This window comes from Paracoccus marinus, from assembly GCF_007018965.1.
GTDB lineage: Bacteria > Pseudomonadota > Alphaproteobacteria > Rhodobacterales > Rhodobacteraceae > Paracoccus > Paracoccus marinus.
The window spans coordinates 67,905-80,725 of sequence record NZ_VJYZ01000005.1; the positions used below are offsets into that span (position 1 = coordinate 67,905).

The following is a 12,821-nucleotide window of genomic DNA, read 5'->3' on the forward strand; positions in this document are numbered from 1 at the left end:
CATGCCCCGGCGGATCGCCCACGTCACGCTTGTCGTGGGCGATTATGACGAGGCGATCGCCTGGTATCGCCGGGCGCTGGGGTTCGAGGTCCGCGAGGATACCCCGCTGCCCGACGCGGGGAAACGCTGGGTGACGATCGGCCCCGAAGGCGGGGCCGGTCCGACGCTGGTGCTGGGCCGCGCGACAGGCCCCGCTCAGGTCGCCGCGATCGGCCACCAGACGGGCGGGCGGGTGTTCCTGTTTCTGGAAACCGACGACATCAACGGCGATCTGGGTCGCCTGCGCGATATGGGCGTGCGGATCGTGCGCGAGCCCATGCGGGCGGATTATGGCACCGTCGCGGTATTCGCGGACCTTTACGGCAACCTGTGGGACCTGATCGAACGCCCGCGCTGAGTGCGGGTTCGCCTTTGCCCGGCCGCACGCGGTTGCGTTTCCGCCTGCGCCGCCTATCTCATCCGGCATGACCGAACTCACCGTCTCCGTCGTGCCGCGAATCGATGCCATCCCGGCCGAGGATTGGGACAGCTGCGGCCCCGGCGGCGATCCCTTCACCACCCACCGATTCCTTCTGGGGCTGGAACAATCCGGCTCGGTCGGCGGCCGCACCGGCTGGCATCCATCGCATCTCGTCGCGCAGGAAGGGGGCGAGGTCGTCGGCGTCTCGCCGGTCTATCTGAAATCGCACAGCCAGGGCGAATACATCTTCGACCACGCCTGGGCCGACGCCTGGATGCGGGCGGGCGGGCAGTATTATCCCAAGCTGCAATGCGCCGTCCCCTTTACGCCCGCCACCGGTCCCCGGCTGATCGCCGACCGGCCCGAGGTGCGGGCCGCGCTGCTGGCGGCCATGGCCGAGGTGGCGGGCCGGGCGGACCTGTCGTCTGCACACGTCACCTTCTGCACCGTCGACGAGCGGGAGCTGGGCGAGGCGCAGGGCTGGCTGGGGCGCACGACCACGCAGTATCACTGGGAAAACCGCGGCTACGCGACCTTCGACGACTTCCTGGGCGATCTGAGCAGCCGCAAGCGCAAGGCGATCCGCAAGGAACGCGAGCGCGCGAACGCCTTCGGCGGCACCATCCACAGCCTGACCGGCGACGATCTCGATCCCGCCCACTGGGACGCGTTCTGGACCTTTTACCAGGATACCGGCAGCCGCAAATGGGGCCGGCCCTACCTGACCCGCGCCTTTTTCGACCGGCTGCACGAGACGATGCGCGACGACGTGCTGCTGGTGCTGGCCGAACGCGACGGCCGCCCGGTCGCGGGCGCGCTGAACCTGATCGGCCGCGACACGCTTTTCGGCCGCTACTGGGGCTGCGTCGAGGATCACCCCTATCTGCATTTCGAACTGTGCTACCACCGTGCCATCGACTGGGCGATCGCGCACGGGCTGTCGCGGGTCGAGGCGGGGGCGCAGGGCGAACACAAGCTTGCCCGGGGTTATCTGCCGAGCCAGATCCATTCGTTGCACTGGGTCGCCGACCCGTCCTTCCGCCGCGCGATCGCGGGCTACCTGGACGAAGAAGGCCAGGCGGTGGGCGATGACATGGCCGAGACGGCGGCCTTCGGCCCCTTCAAGCGCGGCTGAGATCCGGTTCCCTGCAAGATCGCTAGACTTGTCGGGTTTTCCCCTGCTTTCGCGCCGTTCCAGGCGCCCGCCGGAAAGCGGCTGTTAAGCTCCGCCTTCGTATTTTCCCCTCGTTGCGCGGCAAGGTCCGTGGCCGGGTCCGCACCCGGTCCGCACCCGGTCTGGCGCGCCTGAGGGTTGAACGATGGTCGGTTTTTCACATGCTGGCACCTACAGGCACCCGCAGCCGGTGTTCTCGACGAACCTGACCGACGTGCAGCTGGGCGTGTTCGACGGCCGGCTGGTGCTGTTCACGCTGAGCCACCTGGGGGGCGGGCTCGCGCGGTGGGTGGCGGACGAACAGGGCAGGTTCGTGCCGTCCGGCCAGATCGGTCACGGCCCGCGGCTGCGCCACGTGGCCACCCCCGACATCGCGCTGCTCGACCGCCCCGGCGGCGGCGAGACGCTGGTGGTGACCGGCTTGGTCGGCGGCCCGGGTCCGCGTTCGCTGGGGTCGCGGGGCGAGATCGGGGCGGCCGACGCCAGTCTTGCGGCGGGGGCCGGGGCTGGCACTATCGCGGCCCCGGGCGGGGCCGGGGGCCTGCCTGCCGACATCGCGGGCATCGCGCGGGTCACGACCGGGGCGGGGATCGACTGCCTGATCACGACCCGCGCGGGCGACACCCAGGTCAGCGTGTGGCACATGGCGGCCGATGGTCCGCCGGTGCTGGCCGCGACATCGGGCCGCCCCAGCGGGATCGAAGGGGCGCAGGCCGACGCGCTGATCGCCGTGCGGATCAACGGCGCGGTGGTGATCGTGTCGTCGTCGCTGCGCGGCAACTACGTCTCGACCCAGCGCCTGGCGGATAACGGCACCCTGATGCCCGGCGAGTTCCTGGGCAGCCAAAGCGGCACCGGCTTCAACCAGCCCCGCGATCTGGTCCATGCCGAGGTCGGGGGGCGGCATTTCCTCGTCGTCAGCTCGGCGCAAAGCTCGTCCCTGACGGTGGTGAGCCTGTCGGCGGACGGGCGGATGCTGCCGGTCGACCACGTCATTGACGAGCTTGGAACCCGGTTCCAAAGCGTCACCGCGATGGAGGCGGTCACGATCGACGGGCGAAGCTTCATCGTCGTGGGCGGCGCCGATGACGGGCTGAGCCTGCTGACGCTGACCGCCGACGGGCGACTTCTGCATCTCGCCACAATCGCCGATACGGCGCAGCTGGCGCTTGCCGACGTGTCGTCGATCTCGGCTTCGGTGGTGGACGGGCGGATCGTGGTCGTGGCGGCCTCGGCCACCGAGCACGCGTTCTCGCAGTTCATCGTGGACCCGGGCGCCATCGGTCTGACCACGCGGGCCGGGAACGGCACCTACACCGGCACGGCGGGCGGCGACCTGATCCAGGGCAGCGACGGCACCACCACGATCCGGGGCGGGGGCGGCGACGACATCCTGATATCCGGCACCCGGTCGGTCGCGCTGTGGGGCGGGGCGGGGGCAGACCTGTTCGTGGCGACCGACCCGGGCGGGCGGATCGCGATCCGTGACTTCGACCCCGCCGAGGACCGGCTGGACCTGTCGCTTCTGGGAATGATCCGCAGCACCGCGCAGCTGGTGTTCCGGCCCCAGAGCTACGGAATCAAGATCTTCTACAACGATACCGTGATCGACATCTATTCCGCCGACGGCCGCACGCTGCTGCCGTGGCAGTTCACGAACGACATGTTCCCGATCGCGCATTACACCCCGCCGCAGATCGGCACCCGGATCGTCGGCACGCTGGGGAACGACACGATCGTGGCGCCGCATGTGGGCGGCCAGATCGAGGGCAGCGGCGGGCACGACACCATCATCGGCAGCGCGTCCGTCGACTCGCTTTTCGGCGGTGTGGGCAACGACGTGATCGCCGGCGGCGGCGACGGCGACCTGATCGCGGGCAACGACGGCGACGACATGGTGCAGGGCGAGGCGGGCGACGACACCCTGTCGGGCGGCGCGGGCAACGACCGCCTGCATGGTCAGGCCGGCGCCGACTCGATCGCCGCCGACAACGGCCACGACCTTGTGCTGGGCGGCGAGGGGCGCGACTGGATCGAGGGCGGGTACGGCAACGATTCGCTTTACGGCGAAGCGGGGGACGACACGCTTCTGGGCCAGTGGGGCGACGACATCCTCGCGGGCGGTGACGGCAACGACCTGCTGGCGGACCGGGCCGGGTCGAACCGGCTGCTGGGCGGTGGCGGCGACGACACGCTGCAGGCGGGCATCGGGCACGACACGCTGCTGGGGCACTGGGGCAACGACCTGATCCTGACCGACGCCGGCAACGACAGCGCGCGCGGTGGCGCGGGCAACGACACCGTGACCGGCGGCGCGGGGTTCGACACGCTTCACGGCGGCGCGGGCAACGACCTGATCGACGGCGGGTCCGAGGATGACTGGCTTCTCGGCGACGCGGGCGACGACACGCTGGACGCAGGGGCGGGGAACGACACCGTCTATGGCGGCGCCGGGCGCGACATTGTCGTGGGCGGGGCCGGGCGGGACGAGCTGCGCGGACAGGCGGGCGACGACGTGCTGAGCGGCGGCGACGGCGACGACATGGCTGACGGCGGCGATGGCGCCGACACCATCAACGGCGGCGCGGGGCACGACACGCTGTCGGGCGACGCGGGCAACGACGCGATTTACGGCGGCGACGGCGACGACGTCATCTTCGACGGCTGGGGCGATGACTACGTCGACGCCGGCTGGGGCAACGATTCGATCTTCGGGAAAGAGGGCGACGATCTCATCCTTGCGGGCGACGGTCACGACCTTGCGCTGGGTGGTCTTGGGCGCGACCAGATGCGCGGTGGCGGGGGCAACGACTGGCTCGACGGGCAGTCGGGCCACGACTTCATCGACGGCGGCGCGGGCGACGACACGCTGCTGGGGCTGCACGACCGCGACACGCTGGTCGGCGGCGACGGGCGCGACCAGCTGTGGGGCGGCAACGGCAATGACGTGCTTGCAGGCGGGGGCGCGGGGGGCGTCGACACGCTGGTGGGCGGGCAGGGGGCGGACGACTTCGTCCTGATCCCCGGGCGGCCCGGGGCGGGCGCGTTCGCGCGGGTGCTCGACTTCACCCGCGGCGTGGACCGGCTGGCGATCGACGCGGCGGGGCTCGACTATGTCGGCAACACCGGTTTCACCGGCGGCAGCCCGCAGCTGCGCTGGACCCGGTATGCCGACGCGAACGGGCCCGGCGTGCTGCTGCTGGCCGATCTGGACGGCGACCGGGCCGCGGATGCCGGGATCTACGTCCACGGCATCCAGCATCTCGCGCTGTCGGACCTGCTGGTGCTGCCGCCCGACGACCTGATCTGATGGCGGCGCTCAGCGTTCCATCAGCGTTCCATCAGGTCGCGGTAGTGGCGCATCAGCAGCGCGAGCCCGCTCACCAGCAGCAGAAGCGACAGCGCGGTCACGAACAGCGGGTCCACGAAAGTCGCGTTGTAGGTCAGGTACACGCCCTGCCGCACCATGGCGATCACGTGGACGATGGGGTTGTACCACAGCACGTCGCGCGACCCGGCCGGCATCGTTTCCCACAGGAAGAAGATGCCCGAGATCATGAAGAGCGGCCGGGTGATGATCTGCCAAGTCCGTTCCCACAGCGGGAACCGCGTCATCAGGAAGCAGTTCATGACCCCGATCCCCGCCGCCAGCAGGACGGTCAGGGCCAGCCCCTCGGCCAACCGCGCGACGTCAAGGACCAGCGGCATGTCGTAGATCAGGACGATGCTCATCAGCACGATCGCGAACACGACAAGGTGAACGCCCGCGTTGAGCAGAAGCCGCGCGAACAGCACGTCGAAGAAGGTCACCGCGGGGTAGGACAGGAACGGCCCGGAGTAGCGCAGCGAGATCGCCATCTTGTTGGCGACGTCGTTGAACATCATGAACGGAAGGTAGCCGGTCGCGTAGAACAGCGGGAAGTTGGTGCCGAGCGCGGGCACAGCGAAGAACTGCGAAAACACCAGCGTCAGCAGCCCGATGCCAAGGATCGGGTCGAGCAGCGCCCACAGGTAGCCGCCAGCCGAGTTCCCGTAAGTCGTCGAAATCTCGCGCAGCATCAACGCGCTGACCGACCGCCAGGTCTGGACCAGCAACCCGCCGCCCATCCGGCGCGGGATCAGCCGCAGCCGTCGCCTGCGGGACGGCCGCGCGGCGACCGGGACGGCGGCCGAGGGGGGCGCGGCACCCGTAACCGGCGCCGGCATCTGGGGCCGCGCGGTCGGAAGGGGATGCGGCTGGATTGCGGTATCGGACATGTGAAAGCACCCGCTGGCCTTGTCTGGCCGGTGTATGTAACAAGTGCGCGGATAAGCACAACGAAAAGGCGTGCAATTGAATCAGAGCTCCCAGCGGCCCGCATCGGACCGGACCGCGAATCCCGAAAACCCAAGCTCGACCGGCGCGGCCCCTGCCGCAAGCAGGCCGACGCCGCCCGCTGGCCCCGCCCCGCAGTTCGCCGGCATGCCGCAGGCTGGGCAGAACCCGGCGGCCACGCCGCAGACCCAGACGGCCCCGCCGCAAGCCGCGCCGCCTTCGGGCGCGCCGCAAGCCCAAGGCCAGGCGCCCGCACAGGGCCAAGCTCCCGCACAGCCGCAGGCTCACGCACCCGCTCAATCCGCCCCGGCCCCGCAGCCGGCCGTCACGCAGCACGCCCCCGCCCAGCCGCAAGCCCAACCGCAGCCGCAACCCGCCCCGCAGGTGCCACCCGCAGGCCGCCTCACCCCGGCCGACCCCGCCACCGCGGCCGCCGTCGCCGCAGCGCAGGCCCGTGCCGCCGCGGCGGGCGCGCCCGGACAGGCGCCCGCCCCCGCGCCGGGGCCCCGGCCGGTCGCCGCCGTCGCCGTGCCCGGCGTGCCGGTGCCTGCCGCCGCCGGGGGTGCGCCCGCGCTTCGGCCCGCCGGACCCCTGCCGGCCGCCATGGGCAACTTTCCGCCCGCGGCACCCGTCCGCCAGCCGGTGGGCTTCGCCCGCCCGCGCCGGCGCCACTGGCTCGCGCTGCTCACGCTGGTCCTGTTCGTGATCGTGCCGACCGGGATCTGGGGCTGGTACCTGTGGACCCGCGCGGTCGATCAGTACACCTCCACCACCCAGTTCTCGGTCCGCCGGGAAGAAGGCGGCGGCAGCATCGACATCTTCGGCGGGCTGTCGGCGCTGGGCGGCACGTCCGGCACCGCGACCGACACCGACATCCTGTTCGAAGTCATCCGCAGCCCCGACATGGTCCGCCGCGTGAGCGACCAGATGGACCTCGTCGGCGCATTCACCCGCGCCTGGCCGCGCGACTTTGTGTTCGCCTACGACCCCTCGGGCGCGCAGGAGGACCTGACCGACTACTGGAACCGCCAGGTCAAGGTGCTGCTCGACACCAACGCGGGCATCATCACCGTCCGCAGCAGCGCCTTTACCCCCGACGACGCGCTCAGGGTCAGCCAGGCCGTGCTGAGCGAAAGCGAAAAGATCGTGAACGCGCTGTCGGACAAGGCGCTTCAGGACGCGACATCGCTGGCCGAGCGGCAGCTGTTCAAGACCCGCGACGAGCTTCTGACCGCGCGGCAGGAAATGACGGCCTTCCGCATCCGCACCCGGATCCTCGACCCCTCCGCCGACCTCGGCACGCAGATGGAGATCCTGGCCAACCTGCAGGGCGCTCTGACCCAGCAGCAGGTCGCGCTCGACCAGCTGCGCGTGAACGCCCGCGCGGGCGACCAGCGCATCATCCAGGCCGAGCAGAAGATCGAGGCGCTGAACCGCCAGATCGAGGAAGAGCGGTCGAAGTTCAGCGGCGACACGCCCGAAGGCGAAAGCTACGCCAGCCTCATGCAGGAATACGAAAAGCTCGCCGTCGACCTGCAATTCGCAGAAAGCGCCAACACCGCGTCGCGCGTGGCCTACGAAGGGGCGCTGCAGAACGCGCAGCGGCAAAGCCGCTACCTCGCGGCCCACATCCAGCCGACGGCGGCGCAGAAGTCGCTGACCCCCGACCGGCCGTGGCTGCTGGCGCTGGGGTTCGGGCTGACCTTCGTGCTGTGGTCGATCGCGATGCTGGTCTATTACAGCATCCGCGACCGCCGCTGACGGCGGGTATCGGACCGTTCGCCATGATCGTCCTTCAGAACCTTACCAAGGTGTTCAACCTGCACCGCAGCTCGCAGGTCGTCGCCGACAACATCAACGCGGTCTTTCCGACCGGGGCGTCGGTGGCTTTGCTGGGGCGCAACGGCGCGGGCAAGTCCACGCTTCTCAAGATGATCGCGGGCACGACCCTGCCGACCAGCGGCCGGGTCTGGTCGGACGGCACGATCTCGTGGCCGGTGGGTTTCGCGGGCAGCTTTCACGGCGAGCTGACGGGCGCGCAGAACGTACGCTTCGTGGCCCGCATCTACGGCGCCGACAGCGACGAGTTGGTGGATTACGTGGGCGACTTCGCGGCGCTGGGCGACCGCTATCACGTGCCGTTCGCCACCTACTCGTCGGGGATGCGCTCGCGCCTCGCGATGGGATGCAGCATGGGAATCCGCTTCGACACCTACCTGGTGGACGAGGTGACGAGCGTGGGCGACGCCGAGTTCCGCATGAAGTCGCAGCAGGTGCTGATGGACCGCATGCGCAATTCGTCGGCCGTCGTCGTCACCCACTCGACCGAGATGATCCACCGCCTCTGCAACATGGGCGGCGTCCTGAACAAGGGGCGGCTGACGATGTTCGACGATGTGCGTGAGGCGGTGCGCTATCACGAGCACCTGATGGGCGTCCCCGACACCGTCGGCGACTGACGGCGATCTTCTGTCCGGAAATATCCGCCTTCGGGCCAAGCGTTGGCCCCAGGCTCACGCCCGCACGCCGTCCAGAAGCGCCTCGATCCGCGCCACCTGCGTCGCGACCAGCGCCGCGTCGCCCCGGCTTTCCACGTTCAGCCGCACGACGGGCTCGGTGTTCGACCGGCGCAGGTTGAAACGCCAGTCCGGGTATTCCAGGCTGATCCCGTCGGTGTCGTCGCGGGCGATCGCGCCCGGTTCCAGCTCGGCCAGCACCCGCGCGATGGCGGCGTCGGGATCGGCCAGGCGGAAGTTGATCTCGCCCGACGACGGGAACGCGGACATCCGGTCGCGGGTCAGATCGGACAGCGAGGTCGCCTGCAGCGACAGAAGCTCCACCACCTTCAGCCACGGGATCATGCCGCTGTCGGCGAATGCGAAGTCGCGGAAGTAATGATGCGCAGACATCTCGCCGCCGTAGATCGCGCCGCTCTGGCGCATGGTCTGCTTGACGAAGGCGTGGCCGGTGCGGCTTTGCACGGCCTGACCGTTCGCGCCCGCGATCACGTCGCGGGTGTTCAGGACCACGCGGGGGTCGTGGACGATGCGTTCGCCGGGGTGGCGCGACAGGAACGCCTGCGCCAGCAGGCCGACGATGTATTCGCCGGGGATGAATCGGCCCGCGCCGTCGAACAGGAAACAGCGGTCGAAATCCCCGTCCCACGCGACGCCCAGGTCGGCCCGGTGCGCGCGCACGGCGTCGGCGGTCATCGGCTGGTTTTCGGGCAGCAGCGGGTTCGGGATCCCGTTCGGGAAGGTCGCGTCGGGATCGTGGTTGATGCGGACGAACCGCAGGGGCGCGCCGCGGCGCGCGAGTTCCTCGGCGATGGCGTCGAAGGCGGGGCCCGCCACGCCGTTGCCCGCGTTGACCAGCACCGTCATGGGCCGCAGCGCGCCCGCGTCCACGAAATCGCAGACGGCGCTCGCATAGGCGGCCCGCGCGTGGCCGAAAACCTCGACCTGCCCGGTCCGCGCGGCTGCGGGAAAGTCGCCAGACCGGGCAAGGTCCGCCAGCGCCGCGAGTTCCGTCGCGGGGTCCAGCGGCGCGGCGCCCCGGCCCACCAGCTTCATCCCGTTGTAGTCGATCGGGTTGTGCGAGGCCGTGACCTCGATCCCGCCATCGGCGCCGTAATGGGCGACGGCGAAATACATCTCTTCGGTGCCGGCGAGGCCGAGGTCCAGCACGTCCGCGCCGCCCTCGGTCAGGCCGTGGATCAGCGCGGCGGCCAGGGTGGGGGAGCTTTCGCGGCCGTCGCGGCCGACGACGATGCGGGCGGCGGGGCCGTCATGGGGCCGGGCCGCGAAGGCGCGGCCGACGCGCCACGCCACGTCCTCGTCCAGTTCCGATCCCAGCCTGCCGCGCAGGTCGTAGGCCTTGAAGCAGGTGATGTCGCGCTGGGTCATGGCGGTGGTCCTGAAACGAAGCGGGCAGGGGCCCTTGCGGGATGCACCGCCGCCGCGCGCCGTGCAAGCGCCGGTTTCGGCAAGGGTCAAAGCGCGGTGACGACCCGCGCGTCGAACAGCCGCGCCACGTCCTCGGGCCGGCACAGTTCGGTCGCGGGCGTCATCACGGCGGCCGACGCCGCCGCGGCCCCCAGCCCCAGCGACGTCCCCGCATCCCAGCCCCGCGCCCGGCCCAGCGTGAAGCCCGCGACGAAGCTGTCCCCCGCGCCGACCTTGCTGACGATCGGCACGTCATGCGCGACCGCGTGCCAGCACCCATCCGCCGTGGCGATGATGTTGCCGTCGCGGCCGCGCGCCACGATGACCGCGCGCGCCACGCCCGCGTGCACCAGCCCGGCCGCGAAGGCCGAGGTGTCTGCGCGTTCGGGTAGTGGTCGACCCGCCAGCCCCTCGGCCTCGGCGTCGTTCATACGCAGCACCGATACGCCCACGGCGGCGCGGACGACGCAGGCGAGCGGCTCGCCCGAGGTGTCCACCACCAGGCTTGCGCCCCGATCCTGCAGCCGCCGCGCAAGCGTCACGGCCAGGTCGTCCGGCACGCCCGGCGGGTTCGACCCGGACATGACGACGATCCCGTCTTGCGGCACTTCGGCCACGATGGCGCGGCAGGCGGCGGCGACGTCGTCATCGTCCCAGACCGGGCCCGGCAGGACGAAGCGATACTGCTGCCCGGTCGACCGGTCGGTGACCGACAGCGATTCCCGCGTGTCGCCCGGCGCGTCCACCCGGACGATCGGCAGGCGCGCCCCCGCCATCAGCGCCTCGACCCGCGCGCCGGCTGGCCCGCCGAGCGCCACGACCGCCGTGGACAACCCGTCCATCCGCGCGATCGCCCGGCTCACGTTGATGCCGCCGCCGCCCGGATCGACCAGCGGCGGCGCGCAGCGCAGCTTCAGTTCCGGCACCACCTCGGCAGTCTCGGTCGCGAGATCCAGCGCCGGGTTCAGCGTCACCGTCAGGATCCGCGCCTGCGGCTGCGCCCCCAGCGCCGAAAGGGGGCCGGTCATTCCCACCACCGGTCGATCCGCGCCACGTCCTCGTCCGACCAGCCGAAGTGATGGGCAAGCTCGTGGACGACGACATGTGCCACCAGCTCGGTCAGGGTGACGTTCCCGCGCTCGACCCATTCGTCCAGGATCGCGCGGCGGAACAGCCAGACCGTGTCGGGAAAGTGCTGCGGCTCGCTGACCGACTTTTCAGTCAGCGGGATGCCGTCGTAGAGCCCGGTCAGCTCCAGCGGATCGTCGATCTGCAGCTCGTCCAGCACGTCGTCGTCGGCCACGTCCTCGACCTTCAGGACCACGTCCCGGGCGTGCGGCGCGAAGCTGTCGGGCAGGCGGCCCATAACCTCGCGCGCCATCGCCTCGATCTCGTCCAGCGACGGCGCCCTCGCGTCGGTCCATTCGGTCATCGCAGGCTGTCCCCCCTTGGTCCGCGTCCGGCCCTGATATGGACAAGAACGGACCCGTGTGAAAGACCGGACGCCAACGACCGGCGGCCGCCGCCGCTGCCCTCCCGAGGACAAGATGACCACCACCACCCGCTTCGCCCCGTCGCCCACCGGGCACATCCACGTCGGCAACCTGCGGACCGCGCTGATGAACTGGCTGATCGCGCGCAAGGCGGGCGGCAGCTTCATCTTGCGGCTGGACGACACCGACCAGGAACGGTCGAAGCAGGAATACGCCGACGGGATCATGCGCGACCTCGAATGGCTGGGCCTGACCTGGGACCGGGTGGAACGGCAGTCGGACCGGCTGGACCGCTATGCCGCCGCCGCCGACGGGCTGCGTGAAAAGGGCCGCCTGTATGAAGTGTTCGAGACGCCGACCGAACTGGACCTGAAGCGCAAGAAGCAGCTGAACATGGGCAAGCCCCCGGTCTATGACCGCGCCGGGCTGAACCTGTCGGACGACGACCGCGCGCGGCTGCGGGCCGAGGGGCGCGAGGGATACTGGCGCTTCAAGCTGGACCTTGAGCGGATCGAGTGGCCGGACGGGATCATCGGCGACGTATCGATCGACGCGGCGTCCGTCAGCGACCCGGTGCTGATCCGCGCCGACGGGCAGGTGCTTTATACCTTCGCTTCTTCGGTGGATGACGTGGACATGGGCGTGACCGACATCGTGCGCGGCGCGGACCACGTCACCAACACCGCGACGCAGATCCAGATCATCAAGGCGCTCGGCGGCACGCCGCCGCGCTTTGCCCACCACAGCCTGCTGACCGGCCCGCAGGGGGAGGAGCTGTCGAAGCGCCTTGGCACCCTGTCCCTCAAGGACTTGCGCGAGAACGGCGTCGCGCCCGAGGCGCTGCTGAGCCTGATGGCGCGCCTGGGGTCCAGCCAGCCGGTCGAGCTGAAGATGACGCTGGGCGAGCTGGCGGACGGGTTCGACCTGTCGCAGTTCGGCACCTCGCCCACCAAGTTCGACGCCGAGGACCTGTGGCCGCTCACACGTGAGCGCAACCAGCACCTGCCCTTCGACGCGGTCCGGGCGCGGATCGCCGGCATGGGCGTGCCGGACGACCTGGCCGAACGCTTCTGGCGGGTGGCGAGCCACAACATCACCAAGCTGGACGACCTCGCCGACTGGTGGGTGATCTTCAGCGAGGGCGCGGAGCCCGTGATCGATCCCGAGGACGCCGAGTTCGTGGCGCAGGCGCTGACCCTGCTGCCGCCGCCGCCCTACACCGACACGAGCTGGGCGGAATGGACCGCCGCCGTCAAGGACGCGACGGGCCGCAAGGGCAAGGGGCTGTTCATGCCGCTGCGAAAGGCGCTGACCGGGCAGGCGCACGGCCCCGAGATGAGCGACCTGATGCCGCTGCTGCAGGTGGTGCGCGCGAAGGCCAGGACCTGAACAGATGGCGCGCGGGGCAGCGCCGGCGCCGTCCTGACCCGCTGCA

Annotated in this window: 10 protein-coding genes; 6 read left to right on the forward strand and 4 right to left on the reverse strand. The window is 70.5% G+C overall.

All coding sequences use genetic code 11. The features are described from left to right. Nucleotide 1: 1 nt before the first annotated feature. From FNF32_RS02935 to FNF32_RS02945, 3 genes are all read left to right on the forward strand, one after another. Nucleotides 2-397 carry a VOC family protein gene (locus FNF32_RS02935; protein WP_131674902.1) on the forward strand — a complete coding sequence of 132 codons (396 nt, stop codon included), beginning with the start codon at nucleotides 2-4 and terminating at the stop codon, nucleotides 395-397. A 67-nt stretch (nucleotides 398-464) separates the two neighbouring features. Beyond that, complete coding sequence (locus FNF32_RS02940; RefSeq protein WP_131674901.1) at nucleotides 465-1,595, forward strand: GNAT family N-acetyltransferase; 1,131 nt, start codon at nucleotides 465-467, stop codon at nucleotides 1,593-1,595. Nucleotides 1,596-1,779: 184 nt separating this feature from the next. Further along, nucleotides 1,780-4,944 carry a calcium-binding protein gene (locus tag FNF32_RS02945; RefSeq protein WP_131674900.1) on the forward strand — a complete coding sequence of 1,055 codons (3,165 nt, stop codon included), beginning with the start codon at nucleotides 1,780-1,782 and terminating at the stop codon, nucleotides 4,942-4,944. Nucleotides 4,945-4,964: 20 nt separating this feature from the next. On the opposite strand, the gene FNF32_RS02950 is transcribed toward FNF32_RS02945, so the two are convergent. Next, nucleotides 4,965-5,891, reverse strand: coding sequence for an ABC transporter permease (locus FNF32_RS02950; RefSeq protein WP_246087650.1), 927 nt, complete (start codon nucleotides 5,889-5,891; stop codon nucleotides 4,965-4,967). Nucleotides 5,892-6,333: 442 nt separating this feature from the next. Here FNF32_RS02950 and FNF32_RS02955 point away from each other — a divergent pair, with 442 nt between their 5' ends. Next, nucleotides 6,334-7,710 (forward strand): KpsE/RkpR family capsule polysaccharide export protein, encoded by a 1,377-nt coding sequence (locus tag FNF32_RS02955; protein WP_246087651.1) that lies wholly within the window; start codon nucleotides 6,334-6,336, stop codon nucleotides 7,708-7,710. Nucleotides 7,711-7,733: 23 nt separating this feature from the next. Next, nucleotides 7,734-8,408 (forward strand): ABC transporter ATP-binding protein, encoded by a 675-nt coding sequence (locus FNF32_RS02960; protein ID WP_131674624.1) that lies wholly within the window; start codon nucleotides 7,734-7,736, stop codon nucleotides 8,406-8,408. A gap of 54 nt (nucleotides 8,409-8,462) precedes the next feature. On the opposite strand, the gene FNF32_RS02965 is transcribed toward FNF32_RS02960, so the two are convergent. The 3 genes from FNF32_RS02965 to FNF32_RS02975 form a co-directional block, all read right to left on the reverse strand. Beyond that, nucleotides 8,463-9,854, reverse strand: coding sequence for a phosphohexomutase domain-containing protein (locus FNF32_RS02965; protein ID WP_131674623.1), 1,392 nt, complete (start codon nucleotides 9,852-9,854; stop codon nucleotides 8,463-8,465). Between the two features lie 86 nt (nucleotides 9,855-9,940). Next, nucleotides 9,941-10,921 carry a 1-phosphofructokinase family hexose kinase gene (locus FNF32_RS02970; protein WP_131674622.1) on the reverse strand — a complete coding sequence of 327 codons (981 nt, stop codon included), beginning with the start codon at nucleotides 10,919-10,921 and terminating at the stop codon, nucleotides 9,941-9,943. Next, nucleotides 10,918-11,325 carry a metallopeptidase family protein gene (locus FNF32_RS02975; RefSeq protein WP_131674621.1) on the reverse strand — a complete coding sequence of 136 codons (408 nt, stop codon included), beginning with the start codon at nucleotides 11,323-11,325 and terminating at the stop codon, nucleotides 10,918-10,920. Before FNF32_RS02975 ends, FNF32_RS02970 begins: the two co-directional genes overlap by 4 nt. A 115-nt stretch (nucleotides 11,326-11,440) precedes the next feature. Between FNF32_RS02975 and gltX the strand changes: the two genes are divergently transcribed. Beyond that, on the forward strand, nucleotides 11,441-12,775 hold the full coding sequence (gltX, locus tag FNF32_RS02980; protein ID WP_131674620.1) for a glutamate--tRNA ligase: 1,335 nt from the start codon (nucleotides 11,441-11,443) through the stop codon (nucleotides 12,773-12,775). Nucleotides 12,776-12,821: the final 46 nt, after the last annotated feature.

Bases quoted from the DNA above. Each gene is read 5' to 3' on its own strand.
- FNF32_RS02935 (WP_131674902.1), top strand. From the start codon at position 2: ATGCCCCGGCGGATCGCCCACGTCACGCTTGTCGTGGGCGATTATGAC.
- FNF32_RS02940 (WP_131674901.1), top strand. From the start codon at position 465: ATGACCGAACTCACCGTCTCCGTCGTGCCGCGAATCGATGCCATCCCG.
- FNF32_RS02945 (WP_131674900.1), top strand. From the start codon at position 1,780: ATGGTCGGTTTTTCACATGCTGGCACCTACAGGCACCCGCAGCCGGTG.
- FNF32_RS02950 (WP_246087650.1), bottom strand. From the start codon at position 5,891: ATGTCCGATACCGCAATCCAGCCGCATCCCCTTCCGACCGCGCGGCCC.
- FNF32_RS02960 (WP_131674624.1), top strand. From the start codon at position 7,734: ATGATCGTCCTTCAGAACCTTACCAAGGTGTTCAACCTGCACCGCAGC.
- FNF32_RS02965 (WP_131674623.1), bottom strand. From the start codon at position 9,854: ATGACCCAGCGCGACATCACCTGCTTCAAGGCCTACGACCTGCGCGGC.
- FNF32_RS02970 (WP_131674622.1), bottom strand. From the start codon at position 10,921: ATGACCGGCCCCCTTTCGGCGCTGGGGGCGCAGCCGCAGGCGCGGATC.
- FNF32_RS02975 (WP_131674621.1), bottom strand. From the start codon at position 11,325: ATGACCGAATGGACCGACGCGAGGGCGCCGTCGCTGGACGAGATCGAG.
- gltX (WP_131674620.1), top strand. From the start codon at position 11,441: ATGACCACCACCACCCGCTTCGCCCCGTCGCCCACCGGGCACATCCAC.